Origin of the sequence: Actinomadura formosensis, assembly GCF_050948385.1 — a bacterium.
GTDB lineage: Bacteria > Actinomycetota > Actinomycetes > Streptosporangiales > Streptosporangiaceae > Spirillospora > Spirillospora formosensis.
This window is the reverse complement of the sequence record NZ_CP192011.1, coordinates 1,963,400-1,986,173: the sequence shown is the minus strand read 5'-3', so window position 1 is coordinate 1,986,173 and position 22,774 is coordinate 1,963,400. Positions and strand designations below refer to the sequence as shown.

Annotated in this window: 21 protein-coding genes; 15 read left to right on the top strand and 6 right to left on the bottom strand. The window is 71.2% G+C overall.

Features of this window, described 5'->3' with window-relative positions; genetic code table 11:
- Positions 1–13: 13 nt before the first annotated feature.
- Together ACQP1N_RS09355 and ACQP1N_RS09350 are read right to left on the bottom strand one after the other, a co-directional pair.
- Positions 14–1,561, bottom strand: a complete 1,548-nt coding sequence (locus ACQP1N_RS09355) for an FAD-dependent oxidoreductase (RefSeq protein ID WP_433230467.1) — start codon at positions 1,559–1,561, stop codon at positions 14–16.
- Positions 1,562–1,782: 221 nt separating this feature from the next.
- Positions 1,783–2,265 (bottom strand): hypothetical protein, encoded by a 483-nt coding sequence (locus tag ACQP1N_RS09350; protein WP_433230465.1) that lies wholly within the window; start codon positions 2,263–2,265, stop codon positions 1,783–1,785.
- A gap of 737 nt (positions 2,266–3,002) precedes the next feature.
- On the opposite strand from ACQP1N_RS09350, the gene ACQP1N_RS09345 reads away from it, so the two are divergent.
- The 3 genes from ACQP1N_RS09345 (at position 3,003) to ACQP1N_RS09335 (ending at position 4,922) form a co-directional block, all read left to right on the top strand.
- Positions 3,003–3,236 carry a hypothetical protein gene (locus ACQP1N_RS09345; protein WP_067794257.1) on the top strand — a complete coding sequence of 78 codons (234 nt, stop codon included), beginning with the start codon at positions 3,003–3,005 and terminating at the stop codon, positions 3,234–3,236.
- Positions 3,237–3,336: 100 nt separating this feature from the next.
- The gene (locus ACQP1N_RS09340) at positions 3,337–3,576 is read left to right on the top strand and encodes a hypothetical protein (protein ID WP_067794258.1); all 240 of its coding nucleotides are present in this window, start codon (positions 3,337–3,339) and stop codon (positions 3,574–3,576) included.
- Positions 3,573–4,922, top strand: a complete 1,350-nt coding sequence (locus ACQP1N_RS09335) for a hypothetical protein (RefSeq protein ID WP_067794259.1) — start codon at positions 3,573–3,575, stop codon at positions 4,920–4,922. The genes ACQP1N_RS09340 and ACQP1N_RS09335 overlap by 4 nt, the downstream gene beginning before the upstream one ends.
- A 52-nt stretch (positions 4,923–4,974) precedes the next feature.
- Here the strand turns inward: ACQP1N_RS09335 and ACQP1N_RS09330 are convergent, their stop codons facing one another.
- Complete coding sequence (locus ACQP1N_RS09330; protein ID WP_067794260.1) at positions 4,975–6,186, bottom strand: PP2C family protein-serine/threonine phosphatase; 1,212 nt, start codon at positions 6,184–6,186, stop codon at positions 4,975–4,977.
- A gap of 392 nt (positions 6,187–6,578) precedes the next feature.
- On the opposite strand from ACQP1N_RS09330, the gene ACQP1N_RS09325 reads away from it, so the two are divergent.
- From ACQP1N_RS09325 to ACQP1N_RS09305, 5 genes are all read left to right on the top strand, one after another.
- Positions 6,579–7,442, top strand: a complete 864-nt coding sequence (locus ACQP1N_RS09325) for a HalD/BesD family halogenase (RefSeq protein WP_433230461.1) — start codon at positions 6,579–6,581, stop codon at positions 7,440–7,442.
- A gap of 9 nt (positions 7,443–7,451) precedes the next feature.
- Positions 7,452–8,285 (top strand): class I SAM-dependent methyltransferase, encoded by an 834-nt coding sequence (locus ACQP1N_RS09320; protein WP_433230459.1) that lies wholly within the window; start codon positions 7,452–7,454, stop codon positions 8,283–8,285.
- Between the two features lie 36 nt (positions 8,286–8,321).
- Positions 8,322–10,115 (top strand): choline/carnitine O-acyltransferase, encoded by a 1,794-nt coding sequence (locus ACQP1N_RS09315; protein WP_433230457.1) that lies wholly within the window; start codon positions 8,322–8,324, stop codon positions 10,113–10,115.
- Between the two features lie 165 nt (positions 10,116–10,280).
- Complete coding sequence (locus tag ACQP1N_RS09310; protein ID WP_433230454.1) at positions 10,281–13,061, top strand: ATP-binding protein; 2,781 nt, start codon at positions 10,281–10,283, stop codon at positions 13,059–13,061.
- A gap of 95 nt (positions 13,062–13,156) precedes the next feature.
- Positions 13,157–14,281: a phosphotransferase gene (locus ACQP1N_RS09305; RefSeq protein WP_433230451.1), complete on the top strand. Its 1,125-nt coding sequence runs from the start codon at positions 13,157–13,159 to the stop codon at positions 14,279–14,281.
- Here ACQP1N_RS09305 and ACQP1N_RS09300 read toward each other — a convergent pair.
- Positions 14,180–14,926, bottom strand: a complete 747-nt coding sequence (locus ACQP1N_RS09300) for a hypothetical protein (protein ID WP_433230449.1) — start codon at positions 14,924–14,926, stop codon at positions 14,180–14,182. The genes ACQP1N_RS09305 and ACQP1N_RS09300 overlap by 102 nt on opposite strands.
- A 252-nt stretch (positions 14,927–15,178) precedes the next feature.
- Here ACQP1N_RS09300 and ACQP1N_RS09295 point away from each other — a divergent pair, with 252 nt between their 5' ends.
- On the top strand, positions 15,179–15,757 hold the full coding sequence (locus ACQP1N_RS09295) for a papain-like cysteine protease family protein (RefSeq protein ID WP_433230447.1): 579 nt from the start codon (positions 15,179–15,181) through the stop codon (positions 15,755–15,757).
- 1 nt (position 15,758) lies between these two features.
- Positions 15,759–16,550, top strand: coding sequence for a hypothetical protein (locus ACQP1N_RS09290; protein ID WP_067794268.1), 792 nt, complete (start codon positions 15,759–15,761; stop codon positions 16,548–16,550).
- Positions 16,551–16,604: 54 nt separating this feature from the next.
- Here the strand turns inward: ACQP1N_RS09290 and ACQP1N_RS09285 are convergent, their stop codons facing one another.
- Positions 16,605–17,582, bottom strand: coding sequence for a LysR family transcriptional regulator (locus ACQP1N_RS09285; RefSeq protein ID WP_067794269.1), 978 nt, complete (start codon positions 17,580–17,582; stop codon positions 16,605–16,607).
- A 106-nt stretch (positions 17,583–17,688) separates the two neighbouring features.
- Complete coding sequence (locus ACQP1N_RS09280; protein ID WP_207393997.1) at positions 17,689–18,555, bottom strand: helix-turn-helix domain-containing protein; 867 nt, start codon at positions 18,553–18,555, stop codon at positions 17,689–17,691.
- A gap of 319 nt (positions 18,556–18,874) precedes the next feature.
- On the opposite strand from ACQP1N_RS09280, the gene ACQP1N_RS09275 reads away from it, so the two are divergent.
- From ACQP1N_RS09275 to ACQP1N_RS09255, 5 genes are read left to right on the top strand one after another with little or no spacing between them, the layout of a single operon-like run.
- Positions 18,875–20,185, top strand: a complete 1,311-nt coding sequence (locus tag ACQP1N_RS09275; protein ID WP_433230442.1) for an ATP-binding protein — start codon at positions 18,875–18,877, stop codon at positions 20,183–20,185.
- On the top strand, positions 20,182–20,616 hold the full coding sequence (locus tag ACQP1N_RS09270; protein ID WP_242608733.1) for a roadblock/LC7 domain-containing protein: 435 nt from the start codon (positions 20,182–20,184) through the stop codon (positions 20,614–20,616). The genes ACQP1N_RS09275 and ACQP1N_RS09270 overlap by 4 nt, the downstream gene beginning before the upstream one ends.
- Positions 20,613–21,008, top strand: a complete 396-nt coding sequence (locus tag ACQP1N_RS09265; RefSeq protein ID WP_067794271.1) for a DUF742 domain-containing protein — start codon at positions 20,613–20,615, stop codon at positions 21,006–21,008. The genes ACQP1N_RS09270 and ACQP1N_RS09265 overlap by 4 nt, the downstream gene beginning before the upstream one ends.
- The gene (locus tag ACQP1N_RS09260; RefSeq protein ID WP_067794272.1) at positions 20,986–21,582 is read left to right on the top strand and encodes a GTP-binding protein; all 597 of its coding nucleotides are present in this window, start codon (positions 20,986–20,988) and stop codon (positions 21,580–21,582) included. The genes ACQP1N_RS09265 and ACQP1N_RS09260 overlap by 23 nt, the downstream gene beginning before the upstream one ends.
- Positions 21,579–22,772, top strand: a complete 1,194-nt coding sequence (locus ACQP1N_RS09255) for a cytochrome P450 (RefSeq protein WP_084262538.1) — start codon at positions 21,579–21,581, stop codon at positions 22,770–22,772. The genes ACQP1N_RS09260 and ACQP1N_RS09255 overlap by 4 nt, the downstream gene beginning before the upstream one ends.
- The last annotated feature ends 2 nt before the right edge of the window (positions 22,773–22,774 follow it).

The window sequence follows — 22,774 nt, the reverse complement described above, 5'->3', positions numbered from 1 at the left end:
GTCACCGCACCGGTCACCGCCCAGTGCCCGGACGTATCGACTGGGCGTGCCGGAACACGTTGCACGGATCCCAGTACCGTTTGACCTCCTGAAGTTTCGCGTAGCCGTCCTTGTAGTAGAGCGTCTCCCACGACTGGCCCGACGTGTTCCAGCGCGGATCGTTCAGATCGACGTCGGGATACCCGATGTAGCAGCCGTCCGTGATCTCGCCGTCCGCGACGGGCACGCCGCCGGTCGCCTCGAACGTCGCCCGGTAGATGTCGCGTATCCAGGCGATGTGCGTGTCCTCGCGGGGGTCGTGCTTCGGCCAGTAGACCTGGTACTGGACTTTCAGGATGGAGTCGCGCTGCCGTGCCGCCGTCCGGTACGGCGGCCTGTTGACGGCGCCGCCGTACGAGTCGACCTGGATGAGCGCCTGCTTGTTCGCATACTCGGTGTACCTCTCCTTGCCGAGATAGGTCCACATCGCGGTGATCTGCCGCTCGGTGAAGGGTTTGCGCAGATAGGCCGACTTGTGCTTGCCGCAGCGGTTCTCGCCCCTGGAGTTCAGCACCTGCGTGGCCGTCAGCCACGGCATCACGCGTGGAACGTCCATGTGGACGAAGTGCTCCCCCATCACCGACCGGATCTTCGTGGCGGACGGCCCGATCCGCCCGTCGAGGGCGGCGATGAAGCCGGCCATCGCCCGGTGGCCGTCCGGGTCGTCCACGTCCACCTGCGCCAGAAGCCCGATCTGGCCGTTGCTGACATGGGTGAGCTTGAGCATCGCGAACAGTTTCCCGGCCGCCGCCGACGGATCCTGGTGGTCGCGGAAGTACTCGCCGAACGCCGTCACCAGCGTGGCGAACTCGTCCTTGGTGAATTCCTTCCAGTCCCAGGCCAGGGCCGTCAGCAGAACCTGTTCGGGCGGCTGCGGAAGCCCCCGGAACCAGAATCGGGTGACGACCCCGAAGTTCCCCCCGCCGCCCCCGGTGTGCGCCCACCACAACTCACGCAGCCTCGGGTCCTCGTCATCACGCCTGGCCACCACCAGCCTGACGTTCTTGTCCTCGTCCACCACCGCCGCTTCCACCGCGTAGAGGTAATCGACGGTCAGCCCGTACTGCCGCGACAACAGCCCGAACCCGCCCGCCGGAACATGGCCGCCCAGCCCCACCGAGTAGCACGACCCGCCCGGCAGCGCCTTCCCGCTGACGGGATACAGGTGGCCGTAGACATGCCGGTTGGTCGCCCCGGCCTCGACGCAGTACGCCTTCATCGAGCCGTCGTAGGACACCCCGCACATCGGGCTCACGTCCAGGATCACCCGCACGTCCTCGCCGCACACGAAGTCCTCGTAGCAGTGCCCGCCGGCCCGCACCGTGATCCGCGTCCGCGCCGGGTCCTCCGGCACCTCGCGCACCGCCTCGCCGAGCGCCGCCCGGACCTCCTCGGGCGTCCGCACCAGCCGCACGTACTCCGGCTCGGCGATCCACCGCTGGTTGAACCCCCGGCTGAGCGCCGGATACCGCTTGTCCCCGGCCCGGACGACCGTGGCCGGCAGCGTCGAGATCTCACTCATGGCGGCATCGCCTCCGCGCACCTGGAAGAAGGACGCGAAGAACCCTTCCCAGCCCGCTCCGCATGTAGTCGATCGGTATCAGACGGTCAGCGACCGGAAGAGGCCGCCGAGCGGCGGGCTCGGCGGCCTTTCCCACCTGGGACGCCGTGACCCCGGTGGGGGTGCCGGGGTCACGGCGTGGGGACCGGTTCGGCTGACGTCGGGCCGGCCGGTCCCCGGGGTCAGGAGGCGGCGAAGTCGTACTTGGCGGTGATGGTGGCGGATGCGGGGCAGAACAAGCCGCTGGTCCTGTTGACGGTCTGGTTCGCGAAGGTGGCGGTGACCGGGAGGTCCGTGCCGGTGAAGCCACCGGTCAGGTTTCCGCCGTAGGTGCAGCCGATGGCGTCCATCGCGAAGCCGTTGATGGTGGCGACGCCGTTGTCGAGCTTGCCGCTCCAGGGCAGGGCCTTGGGCGTGACCGTGACCCCGCAGCCGTCGACGGTGGCGGAGGTGATGGACAGCGTGCCGTCGGAGGCGATGGCGCCCTTCAGTGTGGAGCTGGTGCAGGAGGCGGAGACTCCGGCGTCGATGGTCATGGTCCCGTTCAGGGTCGCCGTGAAGTTGCCGGCCGTCCAGGCCAGGGCGGGGGTGGCCGTCACGGCGAGGGCGAGGGCGGCCGCGGCGGAGGCCGAGGCGATCGTGGCCAGCTTCGTGGTGCGGGACAAGGGAGTCCTCATTTCGAACGGTGGGCGTCGCGCCTGCACCCGAAGGGATGGGGGTGGAGGTCCGTGATCCATGGGCCGCTCCGCCATGCCGGCCGGGCGGCGCGGGCGCCGTGAATCGAGGACCGGGAGCGGGGAACCGTCGTGCTTCGTCGCCCACAGGTTCCAGCACTCCAAGTAGAACGCGTTCTACAGAGAAAATAAGCAAAGTCCGCCGGACAGTCAATGGCCGATCCGAAAGATCATGCATTCCCCCTTACCCGGGCATTCACAAAATGGCGTTTCGAGTGTCCGATAGAGGTCCGGGCCAGCCGAAGCGTTCGCGGAGGACCGGGAGAAGGTCGGATCCGACCCAGGCGCGGAAGTCCTTCTGGCGATCAGGACCGGATTGACAGAAGGAGAGGTGGGTGAACCCCGCACCGGACGGTCTGCGCCGCGGCCCCCTGCACCACCACGGCCGGGCGGTAGCGCATGGTCGGGCAGGTCGCCATATTCCATGCCGGCTCGCACACCCGTCCGGTGGTGCCGAATCGTCAAGACACGGTCAGCGCCCCCCGGCGCGGCTTCGGCACGTGAGAACACGCGAGATGACGCGACGACACGGCCGACCACGCCAGAGTTGGCCACAGTCTGTGACGTCTGCTATACGTAGAGCTACCGCACTCCGATTCTGGGGTGCGGAAGGCAACACCCGGTCTCCGCCTTGGGATCCGGGTGTGACAAGGAAGAGAAGGAAACACATGAAGTCCTACAGCTACACCGAGCTGGACCAGCTGGCCGGCGAGGTCCTGCCGGAGCGGGCCGTCCTGTCCACCCTTCTCGCCGGCGGCGGCGACGGCGGCGGCGCGATCGTCGTGCCGAACTGCGCGACCAACGTGGTCAACCAGAGCGGCAGCCTCGGCCAGCTGCTGCTCGCCGGGCCGAACACCACGACCGTCGCCTGCAGCGGCGCCACGGTGGCCGCCGGCGGCTGATCCAGGCGCGCACGACCGCGGGCTCATGCCCGCACCGGAAGGGCTGGCGCTCTGCCGCCAGCCCTTCCCCCTTCTTTCCGAACGACGCGAAAGCGAACAGATGGGCCAGACGAACTCTCACACGCTCACCTACGCGGACCTCGACCGGCTGTCGGGCGAGGTGCTGCCCGGGCGGCTGCTGCTGTCGGCCCCCGGTCACGGAGGCTCCATCGATGCGGTGTACGCGTGCCAGTACACCCACTCCGCCGGGACGACCGGGCTGCTCGGCACCGGCCTGCTCGCGGAGCCCGAGCAAACGACGGCCACGTGCTTCCCCGTCGTGGTCCGCCCCGGCTCATGAACGCCCCGGCGAACCAGGCCACCGGAGACGCCGGCGCTCCGGCGCCGCTCACCCTTCCCGCCCTCGCCGAGGGCGCCGAACTCGTCGGCGAGTTCAAGAACTCCGGCTACCGCGAACCACCCCAACTGGTGTACCTGCCCGGCCGCCGGATCGTCCGGCTGCCGCCGCTGCTGTTCCTCGTCGCCGAGGCGCTGCACGAACACCGCGACCTGGCGGAGACGCGGGACGTGCCCGCGGCGCTCGACACGGTGGCGGCGTCGGTCAGCCAGAAGGCGGGGGCACGGCTGAGCGCAGAGCAGCTCGTCTACCTGGTCGACCGCAAGCTCGCGCCACTCGGCGTCACCACCTACAGCGACGGCACGCCGCCGGCCCGGGTCAAGGCCGATCCGTTCCTCGGGCTGAAGTTCAAGGTCGCCGTGATCCCCGAGCCGGTCACCTGGTTCCTCGCCGGGTTGTTCGGCTGGCTGTTCCGGCCGATCGTCGTCGCCGCCGCGGTCACCGCCGTCATCGTGAGCGAGGTGTGGCTGCTGACCGCCCGGTCGATCGCCGACGCGCTCCAGCAGACCTTCCTCGTCCCGGTCAGCATCCTGATGATCATGGGGCTGGGGGTGCTGTCGTGCGCCTTCCACGAGATCGGTCACGCCGCCGCCTGCCGCTACGGCGGTGCCCGGCCGGGAGTGATGGGATGCGGCATCTATCTCGTGTGGCCCGCCTTCTACACCGATGTCACCGAGTCGTACCGGCTCGGCCGGGCGGGCCGGCTCCGCACCGACCTCGCGGGCGTCTACTTCAACGGCATCTTCATCGTCGGGCTCACGCTGCTGTACCTGGCGACGGGGTTCGAGCCGCTGCTCGTCGCCGTGCTGTACGTCAACGTCGAGATGGTCCAGCAACTGCTGCCGACGCTGCGGTTCGACGGGTACTACATCATGTCGGACCTGATCGGCGTGCCCGACCTGTTCAAGTACATCGGCCCCATCCTGCGCCGGACGCTGCTGCGGCGCCCCGCCGACGCACGGCTCCGGGACCTCAAGCGCCGGCCGCAGATCCTCGTCACGCTCTGGGTGCTGACCGTGGTCCCCCTGCTGGTGTTCCAGATCGGACTCATCGTGTCGCAGATCCCGAACCTGGTCGCGAAGGACTGGTGGATGGTGCGCCGGCTCGCCTTCACCGCCTCCCAGGGGGGCGGCCCGCTCGAACTGGTCACCTCCGGGCTCCAGATCGTCCTGCTCGTCCTGCCGCTGGCCGGTGTGGCGCTGATCCTTTTCGGTTTCGCACGCCGGCTGGTGCGGTGGGCCGTCCGCTACGTCCAGGGGCCCGGGCCCCAGGCGATGCCGGGCACCTGAACACGCCCGGACGAGCGCCGGACGCCCGCGGCGGGGCGTCCGGCGCTCGCGTTCACCGCACGGCCTGCCTGATGTCCCGCATCCCGGGCCATCCGTGCCATTCGAGGAGCAGGACGGTGGCGTCGTCGTCCAGGCGTCCCGCGTGGTGGGTGAGGATGTTGTGGACGAGGCGCCGCAGCGTCTCGGGCACCGACAGCCCGTCGGCCTCGCGCTTGATGACGAAGTCGACGAACCGGCGCAGCCCGAACTCGCGTTTGGCCGGGTCGCGGGCCTCCACGATGCCGTCGCTGTACAGCAGGAGGCGGTCATCCGGTTCGAGTTGCTCGCTGCACAGCCTGGGAACGATGCCGAGGCCCGTCCCCAGCGGTGTGCCCGGCTCGCACTCCAGTGTGGTCACCCAGTGCGACTTGCGGATGACCACGGGCGCGGGATGACCGTGCGAGATCCACGACAGCAGGCCCGACCGGAGGTCGAGCTCCGCCAGGATCGCCGTGACGAAACGCCCGCTCCCGTCCTGTTCGAGCAGCGCCTCCTCGATCGCCCGCCCCGCCTCGATCAGACCGGCCCCTTGCAGCCGGCTGTTGCGGAACGCCGCGACGGCCAGGTTGGCCGTCAGCCCGGCGGCGGTGTCATGCCCCATCGCGTCGAAGATCGCCAGATGTACCGTGTCGCCGGCCAGCGCGTAGTCGAAGGTGTCGCCGCCCAGCATGTAGGCCGGCTCCAGGGCGGCACTGATGACCACCTGGTCGTTGGCGAAGGTCTTCGGGGGCATCAGCCGCCACTGCATCTCCGCCGACACCGCCATGTCCCGGGTCCGCACCAGCCGGGAGAAGGAGTCGCTGTACGGCCCCTTGCTGACGATGATCAGCGCGACCGTCGCGGCGAGGTACTCGGCGTCCTCCCTGGCTCGGGCGTCGTCCCGGCCGATGGTCACCCTGATCACCCCGATCCGCTCGGCCCCGTTGAGGATCGGCAGCCAGTAATGGCAGGTCCCGTCGTCGAACACCTGCCCGGTCGTCGGCTCCATCATCTGGAACACCCGGCCCCCGATCGTTCCCTCGATCCTGAGCTCCGCGGCCTCCGCCCCCGGGGCCCGCCCGGCGTCCGGCCCCCTGCCGGTCAGCAGCCGCAGCACCGTCTGCTGCAGGTCGACGACGTAGATCGCCACGTCGTGGAGCCCCTCGTCGGCGGCGTAGCGGGCCACCGCGTCCGGCAACTGCTCCATGGACATCAGGTGACTGGCCGTCACCAGCTCTCTCAGCATCGGCTCGCCGCCCTACGCTCTCGGCTCTCCACGGCTCATCCCACGCCGCTCGCCATCCTCCTGGGAGGGGTTTACCCTTCGTGTCTTTTCCCATGTGACACCCGGTCCAAGGCGGGCCGGGCATACGGCCGTCCGGCCGGTACGCCGTCCGGCCGGGGCGGCACCGGGGCGCACCGGCCGCCGCGGATCTCCCGGCCGTACCGGCGGCGGAGGGGCGGGTGAGGTGGGACACACCGGGGGGCCGGCCGCACCCGCGCCGGACCGGCCGAAGGCACAGGTCACGGGCCGGGTTTATCGTTTTCTGACAAATCATGCCGGAAAAACACGACCATGAATTAACTGAAGGAATGTGCTAAAACCCGTCTGAGGTTCGGCGACGCGGAAGGATCATCATGGGCGCGGCGGAGGCTCTCGCACAGGTGGCCGACACGGAACGCTATCCGCTGACCGATCCGGACGGCACCGGCTGGCGCGCCGTCGTTTCCCGGACACGGGACGAGCTGGAGCGATCCGGATGCTGCGTGCTGCCCGACTTCATTCGCCCCGCATTGCAGGACGCGCTGCGGGCGGAATGCGCGACGATCTCGCCGTCCGCCCATTATGACGTCGAAACGGTGAACGCCTACAACATCGATGTCGATACGCCATTGCCGGACGATCACCCGGGGCGCATCAGATTCCAGCGGGGCAACGCGTTCGTCGCGCGTGACCGCGTCCCCGCCGACTTCATCATCCACCGGCTTTATGCGAGCGGGCTCTTCCAGCGGTTCGTGGCGAGCTGCTTCGGGCTGCCGCGTGTGCACGAGCTGGCCGATCCGCTGTCGGGGCTCTGCCTCAACGTCGTCAACCCGGGGATGGAGCATCCCTGGCATTTCGACACCAACGAGTTCACCGTGAGCCTGCTGACGCAGGAGTCCGAGGACGGGGGCGTCTTCGAGTACTGCCCGAACATCAGGACGGCGGAGCGGGAGAACTTCGGCGACGTCCGGGACGTGCTGACCGGGCGCGGCGAGCACCTCGTCCGCCGGCTCACGCTGCGCCCCGGCGACCTGCAGCTGTTCAAAGGACGGTACTCGCTGCACCGGGTGAGCACGGTCCGCGGGGACACGGCGCGGCACACCGCGATCTTCGCCTACAGCGAGCGCCCGGGGGTCATCGGCAGCGTCGCGCGCACGAGGCAGCTCTTCGGCCGTGTCCTGCCCGAGCACCTGGCGGCGGAGGGGCGCGCCGTCCGGGTCGACCGGTTGCTCGACTAGGAGGGCGTGTTGCGCGTCGACACGACGGGGAAGATCTCGCTCGACCACATCTATACGCGGCCTGATCCCCGCGCCTACTTCAGCACACTCCGCGATCTCCACTACAACATCCCGGAGCTGGCGAAACCGCACTTTCTCCGGCTCATCGCCGAATACCGGGAGGCGCGCGGGATCGCGGTCCCGACCGTGCTGGACATCGGCTGCTCGTACGGGATCAACGCGGCCCTGGTGAAGCACGGCGCCACGATGGGCGAGCTGTACGATCGCTACGGCGGCCGCGACGCCCACCGGCACACGCGCGCCACATTGCTGACCCGCGACCGGGAGCTGGTCCATTCCCGTGAACATGCCTTCGGTGACCATGCGGGCCGTGTCCGTTTCCTCGGGCTGGACACCTCGGACAACGCCCTTTCCTACGCACTCGACGCGGGTTTCCTGGACGGCGCCGTCCACGCCGACCTGGAGAACGGCGAGCCGACCGACGGGCAGCGCGCCCAGCTCGCGGGAACGGACCTGGCCATCTCCACGGGCTGCCTCGGCTACGTCACCGAACGCACCCTTTCCCGGATCATCGACGCCCATGAGGGCCCTCTGCCCTGGATGGCGCATTTCATCCTGCGCATGTTCCCGTTCGGCCCCATCGCCGACACCCTCACCGCCGCCGGCTACGAGACCGTCCGCCATGACGGACTGTTCAGGCAGCGGCGATTCGCGACACCGGAGGAACAGGCGCTCGTCCTGGAGCGGCTCGCGGACGTCGGCGTCGACCCGTCCGGCCTGGAGACCGACGGCTGGTTCTACGCGCAGCTCTACATTTCCCGCCCCGCCGACCGGCGACCGTAGCGGAGCCCCGGCGGAGACAACGACACGAGGAACGAAGTGAACGCCAGCGAAGAACTCTCGTCCCGCACCTTCGGCAACGAAGCGAGCCTGCCGCGCGTGCCCTTGCCGACGCTCGACGAAACCTGCGAGCGGTTCATGGAGTGGTGCGGGCCGCTGCTCACCGCCGACGAGCGGGCGCGGACGGAGGCGGCGCTGGCCGAGTTCGCCCGCCCGGACGGCCCCGGCCGCGCGCTGCACGCGGCGCTCGAACGCTACGAAGCGTCCGAGGGCGTGCACAGCTGGCTCGACACGTTCTGGCCGTACCGGTACCTCGGCCGCCGCGACCGCATCGCGCTGAACGCCAACTTCTTCTTCCTGTTCAAGGAGTCGCCCGAGGACCAGGTGGAGCGTGCGGCCGGCCTGATCGCCGGGGCGCTCGACTACAAGCTGCGGCTGGACGAGGAGCGGCTCCCGCCGGCCGTGCAGCGCGGCCGTCCCCTGTCGATGGTGCAGAACCGGTTCCTGTTCTCCACGACGCGCATCCCCGGCGTGGAGCAGGACACCGTCCGCGCGCCCTACACCGACGCGTGGCCCGGCCCGTCCGACGCCCGGCACATCGTCGTGTTCTACCGCGGCAACATGATCCGGATGGACGTGGTGGGCCCGGACGGGCACCCGCACACCCTGGAGGAACTGCGCGCGGGCCTCGATACGATCGTGAAGGCGGAGGCCGCGGTGGAGCCGTCCCCGGGGCACCTCACCACCAAGGCCCGCGCCGCGTGGGCGGCGAGCCGCGACGCGCTCCTCGCCCTCGGCAACGGCAAGGCGCTCGACGCCGTCGAGACCGCGCTGTTCTGCGTCTGCCTGGAGGACTTCACCCCCGCGAGCGCCCTTGACGCCTGCGACCATCTGCTCCACGGCGACAGCGGCAACCGCTGGTTCGACAAGGCCGTGTCCTTCATCGTGTTCGGCGACGGCACCGCGGGGATCAACGTCGAACACTGCGGCCTGGACGGCACCACGGTCCTCACCTTCGTGGACGCGCTGCTCGGCACGCCCGCCGAGGAGCTGTCCCGGCGGTCGGGCGCCGCGCCGCAGGGGCTTCCCGTCATCGAGCCGATCGAGTTCGTCCTGGACGACGACCTGCGGCGGGACGTCCGGGACGCCGCGGCCTCCTTCGCCGCCTACGCCGCCGCGACCGCCACGGCCACGGTGTCGTTCGACGACTTCGGCTCCGCCGAGGCGAAACGGCTGAAGACGTCCCCGGACGCGTTCGCCCAGATGGCCTACCAGCTCGCCCATCGGCGCGCGAAGGGCCTCACGGGCACCACCTACGAGTCGATCGCGACCCGCCAGTACCGGCACGGACGCACCGAGGCGATGCGCGTCGTCACCCCCGAGGTGCTCCGCTTCGTCGAGGTCATGGACGATCCCGCGGCCGACCGCGAGGCCCGCCGGGACGCGTTCCGCGCCGCCGCCGACGCCCATGTCCGCCGCGCGAAGCAGTGCCAGGCCGGGCAGGCGCCCGAGCAGCATCTCTGGGAGCTGCAGCTGATCCAGAAGCGGCGCGGCGCCGAACTCGGCGTCACCGAACCGCTCCCCCTCTTCGACACGCCGGGCTGGGTCACGATGCGGGACGACTATCTGAGCACCAGCTCGGCACCGTCGGTCAACATCCGGTACTTCGGGTTCGGCTCCACCAGCCGGCAGTGCATCGGGGTCGCCTACGTCCTCCTCCCGGACCGCTTCAACGTCTACCTGAGCACCCCGGAGCCCGTCGCCGGCGCGATGCACATGTTCGCGGACAGGCTCCGCGAGGCCGTCCGCGAGCTGCGCGACCTCCTCTCCTGATCAGCGGCCCGGCCGGGCGGGCCGGTGGATCCGCCCGATCGGGCGGCGGCGTACTTCCCTTCGGCACCCGGACGACCAAGACCGCTACTTGTGTATTCGTCCATATTTTTCCGACGAATCCGGCGTTACGGTGATCTCAGGTCGAGCCAACCGTGGAGGCCCGGCATGACGGCCTTGTTCGGCGAAGCGAACGCCAAGGGGGATCTGGTCTCCGGCGACAAGCATGTCCACCTCGCGCCCGCGCCGGAGGCGGAGGCACCTCCCCGGCAGCTTCCCCTGGACGTTCCCGGGTTCACCGGACGGCGGGACGTCCTCGACCGGCTCGACGCCCTCGTCGCGGACGCCGGCCCGGCCCCGGTCATCATCGCGCTGACCGGGATGCCCGGCATCGGGAAGACCGCGCTGGCGGTGCACTGGGCGCATCTGATGGCGGACCACTTCCCCGACGGGCAGCTCTTCATCGATCTGCGCGGCTACACGAAACGGGGCCCGGTCTCCCCGCGCGAAGCCCTCGGCCAGGCGCTGCGGACGCTGCGGGTCCCCTCCAGCCGGCTGCCGGTCGAGGAGGACGAGCTCGCCGCGCTCTACCGGTCCCGGCTCGCCGGCAAACGGGCCCTGATCGTCCTGGACGACGCCGCGTCCGCACAGCAGGTGTATCCGCTGCTACCCGGCACCTCGTCCTGCGTGGTCGTCGTCACGGCCCGCCGCAGGCTCACCGCGCTGGTCGCGCGGTGCGGCGCCAAGGCGACGGCACTCGACCTGCTGTCCCCGGCGGAGGCGCGCGACCTGGTCGGCGAGGTCGCCGGGCGGGAGCGGACGCAGCGCGAGCCCGACGCCACCGCCGAACTCGTGCAGATGTGCGCGCGGCTCCCGCTGGCGCTGCGCGTGGCCGCCGCGAACCTCGCCACCCGTCCGCACCAGTCGGTCGCCGCCACCGTGGAGGCGCTCGCCGAGGGCGACCGGCTGTCGAAGCTGGCGGCGGGCGAGGACCCGGGCGAGGCGGTCGGCGCCGCGTTCGACCTGTCCTACCGGGGCCTCGCACCGGACCGCCGCCGCGCGTTCCGGCTCCTCGGGCTCTTCGAAGGGCAGAACGTCGCGCCGGCGGCCGTGGGGGCCCTCCTCGGGACGACGCCGGAGGCCGCCCGGCGCCTCCTCGACGAACTGGAGACGGCCGGGCTCGTCCAGGCGATCGGGGGCGGCCGCTACCACCTGCACGAACTGCTCCGCGAGTACGCGCAGGGCCGTGCGCTCCGCGAGGACTCCTCCGTCGTCCGCACCGCCGCCATCCAGCGGCTCGCGATGTGGTACCTCACCACCGCCCAGCAGGCGGGACGGTTCCTCGACCGGTACCGCCGGACGATCCGCCAGGAGCTCACCGCGCCGCCGGTGAACCCCGACCCCGCCGAACGGGCCCGGCACCTCGAATGGTTCGCCGCCGAACAGCAGAACCTCACCGAGCTCACCCGGCAGGTCGCCCGCCTGCACTGGGACCAGCTCGCCTGGGAACTGGCCGACGCCGTCTACGACTTCTTCGAGCTGCGCCGCTACTGCCACGAGAACCTGGAGGTCCACCGGGTCGGCCTGGAGGCGGCGCAGCGGGGCGCCAACCCCGTCGCCCGCTTCTTCATGCACCACCACATCTCCGTCATCTACCGCGAGCTGGGCCAGACACAGGAGGCCCTGCTCGAAGCGGCGTCGGCCCTTCGGCTGAGCCTCCAGGTCGAGGACCGCTACGGGGAGGCGGCCGTCCTGGACAACATGGCCCGGACGCACCTCCAGCTCAGCGACTACCGGATGGCGCTGGAACTGGGCAAGCAGGCCCTCGCGATCCGGCGCGAGATCAGCGACCGGCACGCCGAGGCGACCACGCTCGACACCCTCGCCCGCGGCTACCAGGGCCTCAGCAAGTACGACAGGGCGTACGAGTGCGCCGCGGACGCCCTGGAGATCCGCAAGGAGATCGAGGACCTGCGCGGCGAAGCCGAAACCCTCGACAACATGGCCCGCATCTACTACGGCTGGGGCCGGATCAGCGAATCCCAGGACGCCACCGAGCAGGCATTGCGGATCCGCAGGGAGATCGGAGACCGGCACGGCGAGGGCGAGACGCTCGCGTTCCTCGGCTACCTCTACATGCGGATCGGCCGCCATCTCCAGGCCCGCGCGTACGCCGAGGAGGCGCTCAGCATCCGCCGCAAGATCACCGACCGGCAGGGCGAGGGCCACGCCCTGGTGTACCTCTCCACGATCAGGCGGCGGCTCGGCTGGCACGAGAAGGCCGTGGAGGCCGGGCTCGAAGCGCTCGACATACTCCAGGAACTCCGCGACCGGCACGGGGAGGCGGAGGCCCTGGACAGCCTGAGCCGCTGCTACCGCCGGATGGGCGTGTACGAACGGGCCAGGCAGGACGCGAACCGCTCGCTCGTCATCCGCCGCTCCATCGGGGACCGGCACGGGGAGGCGAACGTCCTGAACGCCCTCGGCCTCATCGAACTCAACGCCGGGCGGCTCGGCCGGGCCCGGCACGCGGCGAAGCGATCACTGCGGCTGTGCCACCTGATCGACGACAGGCGCGGCGTCGCCGGCTCCCTCGACCTGCTCAGCAAGGTGTACCTGCAGATGGGCCTGGCGGAGAAAGCACTGCGCACGGCGGAGAGGGGCCTGGGCCTGGAGGACGATGTCGGCCACAGCTACGGCAAGGTCGTCACCCTGCGCAACCTGGGCGAGATCCTCCTCCGCCTGAACCGTCCCGCCGACGCCATGGTCCAGGTGCGCTTGGCGCGCCGCCTGGCGGCGCAGATCGGCGTCCAGCACGAGGAGATCAAGGCCCTCCGCCTGCTCGCCCTGATCTGCGACACCGCGGCCGACGCCGCCGCGGCCGGGGCCGCCCGTACCGAAGCGGACGCGATCGACCAAGAGCTGAAACAGCTCCTGGGCGACCCCTGAGTCGATCTCCTTCACGCAGATCAGGGCACCGCGGCCGCCCGCGGTCCGCGGCCGCCACCAAAATCCACCCTCAACTCCGTGTTGATTTCCCATTCATGAGTTTCGGGCGCTCTTCTGTGGTGCAATTTGCAATCTGGGGCCTAAGTGAGGCCCGGTTCTTCACCCAGGGACGTACCTTGCTCCCGAATGACCGTTTTCTCGCTTGTGGTGAGATTCTCAGAATGTATTACGGGCACTGCCGGCCCGTATTCCTGGGCGCCCCACGCCGCCACTACAGCCTGCACTATACGTACAAGCACGACGACCGAACGTACCTGATCTCCCAGGTGCGCAGGGAACCGGGGCGGGTCCCTTTCGGCTGGCAATTCGCCATTATGCAAACACTGGCGGATACGGGGGCGGGATCCGTGGTGCGGCCCCCGGTCCCGACCCGGCACGGCCATTTCTGGGTGACGGTTTTCCGGGACCACTGGTTCGTCCGCTCCTATACCGGGCACGACCCGGCCCCCGACTGGCTGGCGGTCTCACTGGTCGAGGACGCCGCACGGAAACTCGCACTGGTGCACCGGAACACGGCCGCCATCGAACGAGCGGCGCTGGACGCCTCGGAATCCGACCTGAACGTCTACGACTGGCCGATGGCCCGCGTTCTCAGGCAGGCCGATCCGCTCATCGCCGACATGGTGTCGAGGGGACGCAGCCTGGAGCACATCAAGGTCGTCAGCACGGGGCTGGCCAGGCTGAGCAAGGAGCGAGTCGGGTTGTACCTCGGCCCCAAGGGGGTCACCCACCATGATCTGCGGACCGAGAACCTTCTGGTCGAGGACGGCCGGGTCGTCGAGATCGTCGACTGGGACCGGGCGCACTGGGACGTCCAGTGGTATGACGTCACACTTGCCGGGCTGCACCTGGCCTATCTGGAGCCGGTGAATCTGCGCTGGGACCTGGCCGATGCCTTTATCGCGGCCTATCAGGAGGAAACGGAGCACGAACTCAAGCCGGACGCGCTGGCCTGGTTGTTCCGGTTCACGGCGGTGCGCAATCTCGCGGTCTCGCGGTCGCCCGCGAAGTGGGCGCGGCTGGTGCGCGGCGTCGAGAACCGCTGGGGCGGGATGCCGTCAGCGATTGTGGGTGATCTTGTTGCCGAGGACCAGGTCGCCGCGGACCTGAACGTCCCCGCTGAAGACGGTGGTTCCCTGGGGGCCGTCGGGGTCGGGTGAGCGGGGCGCCGGGGCCGCGGGCCGGTTCGCCGTGCCGGCCAGGTACATCCAGGCTTCGGTGGTGGTCTCCTTGACGGTGAGCGTCACGCGTTCGAAGGCTCGCGGGTCGATGGGGCCGTGCAGGTGGGCGACGTAGGCATCGTAGACGAACGACGAGACGATGAAGCCCAGGTCGGCGCCGGTCTCGGCGAGGGCGGTCTTGAGGACGGGGGCCTCCATGAGGCGGGCCGTCTGGATGATGACCTGGCCGTTCAGGCCCTCGGTGTCCGGTGTGACGGGGCCGACGTGCAGGGCGGCCCGCAACTGGACGCGGACGGCGGTGCTCGCGCGGTGGTTGTGCCGGCGCAGCGCGACGGCGAGGTGCCCGGCGAGGGGGTCGATGAGGGACGCGGTGGGGACGGCGGGCGACACGATCACCAGGGCGCCGTCGCCGCGGTCCTCGCGGTAGGTGTCGGCGGGCGGGACGTCCGAGGCCGCCAATGCCGACAGCAGGATGCCGTAGGTGACGTCCCGGACGACCTGACGGTCCTCGTCGTCGCGGGACGGGTCACCGAACCCCGCGACGTCGCAGAACAGGACGGAACAGTTCAGCCCCGACCAGGGCGCGAGGGCGCCGGAGGGCGCGCGGTCGAGTGGTGCCTCCACGGTACGAGTGAACGCCCCGGGCGGCCGGTCGTCCAGGTCACCGGACACAGAACCGCCCATGTCACCGGGCGCAGAGGCCGGGTATGCCGGGGCGTTATGACCTGTTGGCATTTCCCAGGGTCCGGTGGGCGGTGCGACTTTTATGGCGTTCCTTGGGTCTCTTGCGCAGAAGTTCCCGGCCGGAATCCCCCCGGCACCGGACGGGAGTGACGCGAGAGGTGTCCCACGGCGCCGGGAGACAGGCGGAAGTGAATGAGAACGCGTACCCGACCCGCCCGGGCACGCCGGTGGCTCGCGGTCGGTGCCGCGGGGGTGGCCGCGGCCGCCCTCACGGCCTCGGCCGGAGTCGCCTCGGCACAGAATCTGCCAATCACCCAGCAGGTCCAGGAGCAGGACTCCTGGTGCTGGGTCGCCAGCGGGCTGACGATCGCCAAGTTCCACGGAAGGGGCAACGTCAGCCAGAACGACTTCTGCAACATCGCGCAGGGCTACCCGCGAGGGAGCGCCTGCCCGAACCAGGCCGGCTACCTGGAGTACGACCAGCGCGCGTACCAGGCGCTCGGGCTCTCCCCCGGCCAGGTCACCGGCCCGCTGTCGTTCCAGTCGGTCACGGGCGAGATCAACGCGCAGCGGCCGATCCTGACCGGCATCTACTGGTCGGCCGGCGGCGGCCACGCCCAGGTCATCTACGGCTACCAGTCGGGCAGCCAGACGATCGCGTACGGCGACCCGTGGCCGTACAGCCCCCGGTACTCGGAGATGTCGTACAGCGACTACGTCAACAACTACGAGTTCCAGTGGGGCCAGGCCCTGTCCGGGATCGGGGGTTGATATGCGATACACCGCGAAACTCGCGACCGGCGCCGTGATCGGCGGGACGGTCCTCCTGAGCGGCACCGCGGCGATGGCCGCCGGCCCGTCGCCGGACGCGGCCGCCGCCGCGAAGGTCGCCGCGTCCCCGGCGGCGCAGCAGCGCCTCGGCGAATTCTTCGTCCACCTCGACCAGCACCAGCGCGGTCAGCTGACTAAGCAGGACGTCCCGGCGTCCGCGGCCGCCGCGAAGGCGCCCCGGCTCGAAGGGGCCGCGCAGTCCGTCAACTCGCTGAACCCCGCGTTCGTGAAGGGCACGGGCGGCGCGCCGGTCGCGACGTTCGCCTACATGGCGATCGGCGCGCGGTCGGCGAGCGGGCAGCACGCCACGATGTGGCTGACCAGGTCCGGCAAGAGCTGGAAGGTCATGAACGTGATCTCCGGGTCGGACGAGTCCGCCTACCCGGCGCAGGCGCAGGGCGGCACGGTGTTCACCGAGCCGCAGATCCGCGCCTGGTACCGGCTGAAGGACGGCCGGGTCACCGCCCTCAACAACACGGCGAAGACGTCCGTGGGCAACGGCGTGTCGCTGGCCGAGTACCAGCGGCTCGTCCACACCCGGTACGCCGACAAGCTGCCCGGCACGGCCTACCAGCGGTCCGGGTTGTACGGCGGCTTCTCGCCCACGACCGGCGTGCGCAAACCGGCGCCGGACAGGGGCCCGGCGCCCACTCTGGTCGCGCTCGGCGCGGGCGGCGTGGTGATGGCCGCGGGCGTCACCCTCGTGCGGCGCCGCCGCCAGGGCGACCACTAGCGACCCTCGCGCGGGTTCCGGGAACTACCCCCCGCCCCGGAACCCGCGCGTCGGTCACCCGCGGACCGGGACGGGCAGCGCCGGATGCGCCTCGGGGTGCGCGTCCCACCATTCGCGGTAGACGGGCTGCGCCCGGACGAGATCGAGGTAGACGTCGTTGAAGACGCCGCGCAGCCGGCCCGCCGCCTCCTCCGCCTCGGGCCGCCACCCCAGCACGACGCGCTGCCCGAGCGGGTCTCCGGTGATGCGCCGGAACGTCACCCCGTCGCGGGGTGCCGCGGTCGGGTGGTAGACGGCGACGGCGTGTCCCGACCGGATGAGCGAGGAGGAGACCTGCCAGTCCGACGACCAGTACCGCACCCGCGGCTGGAATCCGGCCGCCGCGCACACGGCCCGGAAGTACGCGGGCCACGGGCCGTCGTCGAGCGGGTCGTCCAGCCAGTCCTCGTCGGCGAGCTCGCCCAATCCGACGGTGGTGCGGGCCGCGAGCGGGCTGGACGACGACATCCCGACGAGCACCGGCTCGCGCTCCACCAGCACGAGCCGCCGCAGCCCGTCACGCGGACACGGGTCGTAGTCGACCGGTTCCTGGAACAGGCCGATGTCGAGCGCGCCGGACGCCAGCAGGACGGGGATGCACCCGCCGCCCGGATCGACGCGCAGGTGCAGCCGCGCCTCGGGCGACAGCGAGCCGAGATGGTCGCCGAGCCGGGTGAGCGCGGGGCACGCCTGCACCCCGACTCGCAGCAGCGGCATGGCCGAGGGATGGCGGCGCTGCGCGAGCGCGGCGTTCAGGTCGTCGATGCCGGAGAGGGCGGCGCGGGCGCGGGTCGCGACCTCCGCCCCGACCGGCGTCGGTCTCACGCCCTCGGGGGAGCGTACGAACAGTTGCACGCCGAGATGCCCCTCGACACGGCGGAGCATCGTGCTGACCGCGGGCTGGGTGAGGCCGAGCCGGGCGGCGGCCTTGCTGATGCTGCCGGTCGCGGCGATCGCCTCGATCATCCGGAGATGGTGGGGGCCGAGATCCACGTTTACTCCTGACTTGTCTCTGCCCCGTCCGGTATGTCAGCCGCATAGTAACCCCGGATCGGCCCGCCGTGGAGGGAAATGCGGGCGGGGCCGGTTCGCCCCCAGGTCAGCGGGGATCGCCGGTCCGCCGCAGTTCCCGGGGGCTCACCCCGAACCGCTGCCGGAACGCGTGACTGAGCGCGCTCGCCGAGGAGAACCCGGTCGTGTGGGCGAGGTCGGTGATGGTGACGTGCCGGTAGAGCGGGTCGCGCAGCCGGTCCCGGACGAGCCGGAGCCGCTCCTCGCGGATCAGCTCGCGGGGTGTCGTGCCGGCCCGTTGCAGCGCGAGCTGGATCTGCCGCAGCGACCAGCCGAGGTCCTGCGCCATCGCGGTGCCGGTGAGGCCGGGGTCGGTGGCGTGCGCGCGGACGTAGCGGCGCACGACCGCCTCCACCTCGGCGAGCGGGCCGGACACGTCCGGGCACCGCGTGCCCGCGACGGCGAGGCACAGCAGTTCGGTGATCCGGTCGCAGGCGGCGTCGAACTCCGGCCCGGTGAGGGTGTCGCGTTCCTCGCCGACGGCCCGCACCATGCCGGCGACGACACGGCCGAGGCCGGCGGTCAGATCGACGCCCGTCACCGGCAGGGACGGGAGGTTCAGCCGCCCGTCCACCTCGCGGGCGGGGATCGTCATGACGAGCGCGCGGGCGGGGCCCCGCTGGACGATCCGCAGCGGCGCGGCCGGCGGGACGAGGCCGCCCGTCCGCGGGCACAGCCGCGCCTCCCGGCCGTCCTGCAGCATGAGCAGCTCGCCGTGCAGCGGCAGCAGGAACCGGTAGCCGCCGCGGGTGTCGCGGCGGGCCTGCCCGGCGGTGCGCACGCAGTCGGCACGGTCCGCCCGGTACTGGACGATCCGGTAGGCGGGGACGGCGGGGACGGCCCCGTTCGAATCGGTCTCACTCGGCCGGACAGGACCGCCGAGGAGATCGTCCACCGCAGGCCCTTCCGCCGTTCCATCCGTACCCGGCGGTGCCGGCACGTTGATCGTTCGTCGCCCGAGGTTAGTACGATCACCGTCGCCAAATCAGCCGAATCAAGCGCAAAGTAACGCGATTCAGACTGTGGGTGATCTTGCCATGCGCCCGCCGGCAAGTTCCTTGCGCGCGAGCACAAGCGCGCCTCCGCGAACCGTCCTACGGTGCCGAACCTGGGGCGTGTTCTGCGCCACCCGAAACCCCGGTCTCTGAGGCGGTCCCGGCGCTGCGCAACGGGCCGGTCCACCTCGCCCGAGCCCTCTGCGCACCGAGGATCTGATGGAGCAATTCCTCTTGGCGGCGGCGTTCGTCCTCGTGGCGGGCGCCGGCATCGCCGCCGCCGTCCTGCTGGTCCGCCAGCGGCGGGTGGCGGCCGAGCTCCGCCGGCAGAACGCCGTGCTCGCCCACGGGCTGGATCTGCGCGAGAAGGAGCTGCGGCACCTCGCCGACGTCCGGCTGCCCGAGCTCATGGAGTCCCTGACCAACCCCGCCGTGCGCGTCGCCGGCCCGCTGCACGACCTGGACCGCGAGGCGCCCGCCTTCGAGCAGGCGCTGCAGACCGTGATGGACCTGTTCGCCGGGTCCGCCGCGCGTGTCCGCGAACGCGCCGACCGGTCGGCGAAGTCGACGCTGCGCGCGATGATGCGCGCCGTGCAGAGCCTCGCCAACGAGCAGCAGCTCGCCATCTCGCACATGCAGGAACGCCACGACGACCCGGACGTTCTGGAGGGCCTGCTCCGCGTCGACCACATGAACGCCCAGATCGGACGGCGCGCCCAGGCCACCGCCGTGCTGTGCGGGTCGTGGCCGGGGCAGCAGCGCTCGGCATCCTCGCTGACCGACGTGGTGCGCGGCGCGACCTCCCGCATCCGCGACTACCTGCGCGTCAACCTGGAGGGGTCGCCCAGCAGCGCGGTGACGAGCCGCGCCGTGGAGCCGGTCGTGCTGACCCTCGCCGAGCTGCTCGACAACGCCGCGCGGCACTCCCGCCCGGACACCACCGTCGAGGTCAACTTCCGCTCCGTCCACAACGGCGTCGCGATCACGATCGACGACGCGGGCGTCGCGATGGACGCCGACGAACTGCAGCATGCGTCCGAACTGCTGTCCGGCGAGGTGTCGGTGGACATCCACCGGCTCGGCGACCCGCCCCGCGTCGGGTTCGCGGTCGCGGGCGTGCTCGCCGCCCGGTACGGGTTCCGGGTGTCGGTCGACAGCCACTCCCCCTACGGCGGCGTGCGGGCCGTGGTGTTCCTGCCGAGCGCGCTGCTGACCACCGTCCCGGACGAGCGCGGCCCCGCCCGGGCGGTCCCGGCCCGCGCCGCGGAGAACACCGCGCCCGCGGACGGCACGTCCACCGCGAGCGGGCTGCCCAAGCGCAACCGCGTCGCGGTCGCCGAACCTCCCGCGGCGCCGGACGGTGACGAGGAGCCCGGCGCACCGGATACCGGGGAGCGGCCCCCGGCCCGGCCCGCGCGGGAGACCGCCGCCGGCCTCGGCGCCTGGCAGCGCGGGACGCGGTCCGGCCGCGCCCGCACGCCGCCCGACGCCGGCGGACCGGGCGCCGAGAGCAAGGATCTGCGGCCATGAACGAGGGAGGGAACAGCGCGATGGACGACGGGACGAACCGGCTCGGCTGGATGCTGGACGACGCGCTGCGGATGCCGGAGACCCGCTATGCGATCCTGCTGTCGGCCGACGGGCTGCTCATGGCGCACTCCGAGCGGATCAGCCGGGACGAGGCGGAACGGCAGGCCGCCGGCATGGCGGGCCTGCAGTCGCTCGCCCGCAGCACCGCCGAGTTCTGCGGCGATGCGGGCAGCACATGGCGGCAGACGGTGAACGAGTTCGACGACGGCTATGTGTTCCTCGTCGCCGCCGGGCCCGGCGCCTACCTCGCGGTGTCGGCGACGCAGCGCGTCGACATGGAGACCGTGTCGTTCCGGCTGCAGGAACTCGTGCAGCGGCTGGGCAAGGAGATGACCAGCCCGCCGCGTCCGGGCGCGGGCAGCCCCGCATGACCCGGCGCGGGAACGGGCGCGCGCTGGTGCGCCCGCACGTCGTCACCGGCGGCCGGGCGCACCCGACCCGTAACGTGTTCGACCTCGTCACCCTCGTGATCGCCACCGGCGACCCGCCGCTTCACCCCGGGGGGACGACCCCCCGCACCCCGCTTCGGACCACCGGCCTGTCCCCCGAGAAGCTCCGCATCGTCGAACTGTGCCGCGGCGGCGCGCTGTCGGTCGTCGAGATCGCCGGGCATCTGAACCTGCCCGTCGGGGTCACCAAGGTGCTGCTCTCCGACCTCGTCGACAGCGGGCACCTCGCCACCCGGGGCGCCGCGCCCACCGTCCGGCAGCCGGAGGTCCGGCTTCTCCAGGAGGTGCTCGATGGACTCCGCGCTCGCCTCTGACACGTCCTACGTCCGCGCCAGCGTCCGTACCGCCGTCAAGATCCTCATCGTGGGGCACTTCGCCGTCGGCAAGACCACCTACGTCGGGACGCTGTCGGAGATCCGTCCGCTGCGCACCGAGGAGCTGATGACGCAGGCCGGCGCGACCGTGGACGACCTCGCCGGTATCCGCGACAAGACGACCACCACGGTCGCGCTGGACTTCGGCCGTCTCACCCTCAGCGACGACCTCGTCCTCTACCTGTTCGGCGCGCCCGGCCAGCAGCGCTTCACCCGGCTGTGGGACGACCTGGCGCGCGGCGCCCTCGGCGCGCTGGTCCTGGTGGACACCGCCCGGCTCAAGGAGTCGTTCGCCGTCATGGACATCGTGGAGAAGCGGGGACTGCCGTACGCGGTCGCCGTCAACCACTTCGACGGCTCGCCCGTCTTCCCCGACGCCGAGGTCCGCGAGGCCCTCGACCTCGCGCCCACGACGCCGCTCGTCACCTGTGACGCCCGGGACCGCAGATCGTCCACCGAGGCGCTGATCTCGCTCGTCGACCACCTCCTGACCCTGGGCGGGGAGACCGCATGACCACCGAGCACACCGCGCCGGAGCGCATCCCCCTGTACGGCCCGGACTTCGCCCGGGACCCGCGCGCCGCCTACGCCCGCATGCGCGCCCACGGCGACCTCGCGCCCGTCGAACTCGCCCCCGGCGTCCCCGCGACGCTGGTCATCGGGTACGAGGCGGCGCTGGAGATCCTGCGCGACCCGGAGACGTTCCCGCGCTGCAGCGAGGTGTGGGAGGAGGAGGTCGGCCCGGGCTGCCCCGTGCTGCCGATGATGATGGCCCGGCCGAACGCGCTGTTCACCAACGGCTCCGTCCACGCGCGGCTCCGGTCGGTGATCGTCGACAGCCTGGACCGCGTCGACCCGGCGTGGTTGCGCGACCACGTCGAGACCAGCGCGGACACCCTCATCGACCGGTTCGCGGCCGACGGCAAGGCCGACCTCATCGGCCAGTACGCGCGCACGCTGCCGCTGCTGGTGTTCAACGAGATGTTCGGCTGCCCCCGCGACATCGGCGACAAGCTCGTCCGCGGCATGAGCGCGATCTTCGACGCCGTGTCCGCCGAGGAGGGCAACGCGCTGCTCACCGAGGCCACCGGCGAACTGGTCGCCTGCAAGCGGCGGAAGCCGGGCGCGGACGTGACGTCATGGATGATGCGGCATCCCGCGGGGCTCGACGACCACGAGATGGCCCACCAGCTCACGCTGCTCGTCGGCGCCGGCACCGAGCCGGAGCAGAACCTCATCGCCAACGGCATCCTGCTCCTGCTGTCGGACGACCGGTTCGGCGGCGACCTGTCCGGTGGCAGCATGCCGGTCGAGGACGCGCTGGACGAGATCCTGTGGACCGACCCGCCGATGGCCAACTACGGGACGACGTTCCCCCGCCGGGACCTGGACTTCCGCGGGCACCGGCTGCCCGCCCACCAGCCGGTCCTGATCAGCTACGCCGCCGCGAACACCGACCCGTCCCGCGCGGCGGCCGACCGGAAGGGCAACCGCGCGCACCTGTCCTTCGCCGGCGGGCCGCACACCTGCCCGGCCAAGAGCCACTCCCGGCTGATCGCGTCCGCCGCCATCGAGGTGCTCCTCGACCGGCTGCCCGACCTGGACCTGGCCGTCCCGGGGGACGCGCTGGAGTGGCGGCCCGGCCCGTTCCACCGCGCGCTGGCCGCGCTGCCCGTCACGTTCCCGCCGGCCGGAGCGCGGTGAAC

What these genes read in the sequence shown, in the direction of transcription:
- ACQP1N_RS09355 (WP_433230467.1), bottom strand. Translation starts at nt 1,561, where the DNA reads ATGAGTGAGATCTCGACGCTGCCGGCCACGGTCGTCCGGGCCGGGGAC.
- ACQP1N_RS09345 (WP_067794257.1), top strand. Translation starts at nt 3,003, where the DNA reads ATGAAGTCCTACAGCTACACCGAGCTGGACCAGCTGGCCGGCGAGGTC.
- ACQP1N_RS09340 (WP_067794258.1), top strand. Translation starts at nt 3,337, where the DNA reads ATGGGCCAGACGAACTCTCACACGCTCACCTACGCGGACCTCGACCGG.
- ACQP1N_RS09335 (WP_067794259.1), top strand. Translation starts at nt 3,573, where the DNA reads ATGAACGCCCCGGCGAACCAGGCCACCGGAGACGCCGGCGCTCCGGCG.
- ACQP1N_RS09330 (WP_067794260.1), bottom strand. Translation starts at nt 6,186, where the DNA reads ATGCTGAGAGAGCTGGTGACGGCCAGTCACCTGATGTCCATGGAGCAG.
- ACQP1N_RS09325 (WP_433230461.1), top strand. Translation starts at nt 6,579, where the DNA reads ATGGGCGCGGCGGAGGCTCTCGCACAGGTGGCCGACACGGAACGCTAT.
- ACQP1N_RS09310 (WP_433230454.1), top strand. Translation starts at nt 10,281, where the DNA reads ATGACGGCCTTGTTCGGCGAAGCGAACGCCAAGGGGGATCTGGTCTCC.
- ACQP1N_RS09305 (WP_433230451.1), top strand. Translation starts at nt 13,157, where the DNA reads ATGAGTTTCGGGCGCTCTTCTGTGGTGCAATTTGCAATCTGGGGCCTA.
- ACQP1N_RS09295 (WP_433230447.1), top strand. Translation starts at nt 15,179, where the DNA reads ATGAGAACGCGTACCCGACCCGCCCGGGCACGCCGGTGGCTCGCGGTC.
- ACQP1N_RS09290 (WP_067794268.1), top strand. Translation starts at nt 15,759, where the DNA reads ATGCGATACACCGCGAAACTCGCGACCGGCGCCGTGATCGGCGGGACG.
- ACQP1N_RS09275 (WP_433230442.1), top strand. Translation starts at nt 18,875, where the DNA reads ATGGAGCAATTCCTCTTGGCGGCGGCGTTCGTCCTCGTGGCGGGCGCC.
- ACQP1N_RS09270 (WP_242608733.1), top strand. Translation starts at nt 20,182, where the DNA reads ATGAACGAGGGAGGGAACAGCGCGATGGACGACGGGACGAACCGGCTC.
- ACQP1N_RS09265 (WP_067794271.1), top strand. Translation starts at nt 20,613, where the DNA reads ATGACCCGGCGCGGGAACGGGCGCGCGCTGGTGCGCCCGCACGTCGTC.
- ACQP1N_RS09260 (WP_067794272.1), top strand. Translation starts at nt 20,986, where the DNA reads ATGGACTCCGCGCTCGCCTCTGACACGTCCTACGTCCGCGCCAGCGTC.
- ACQP1N_RS09255 (WP_084262538.1), top strand. Translation starts at nt 21,579, where the DNA reads ATGACCACCGAGCACACCGCGCCGGAGCGCATCCCCCTGTACGGCCCG.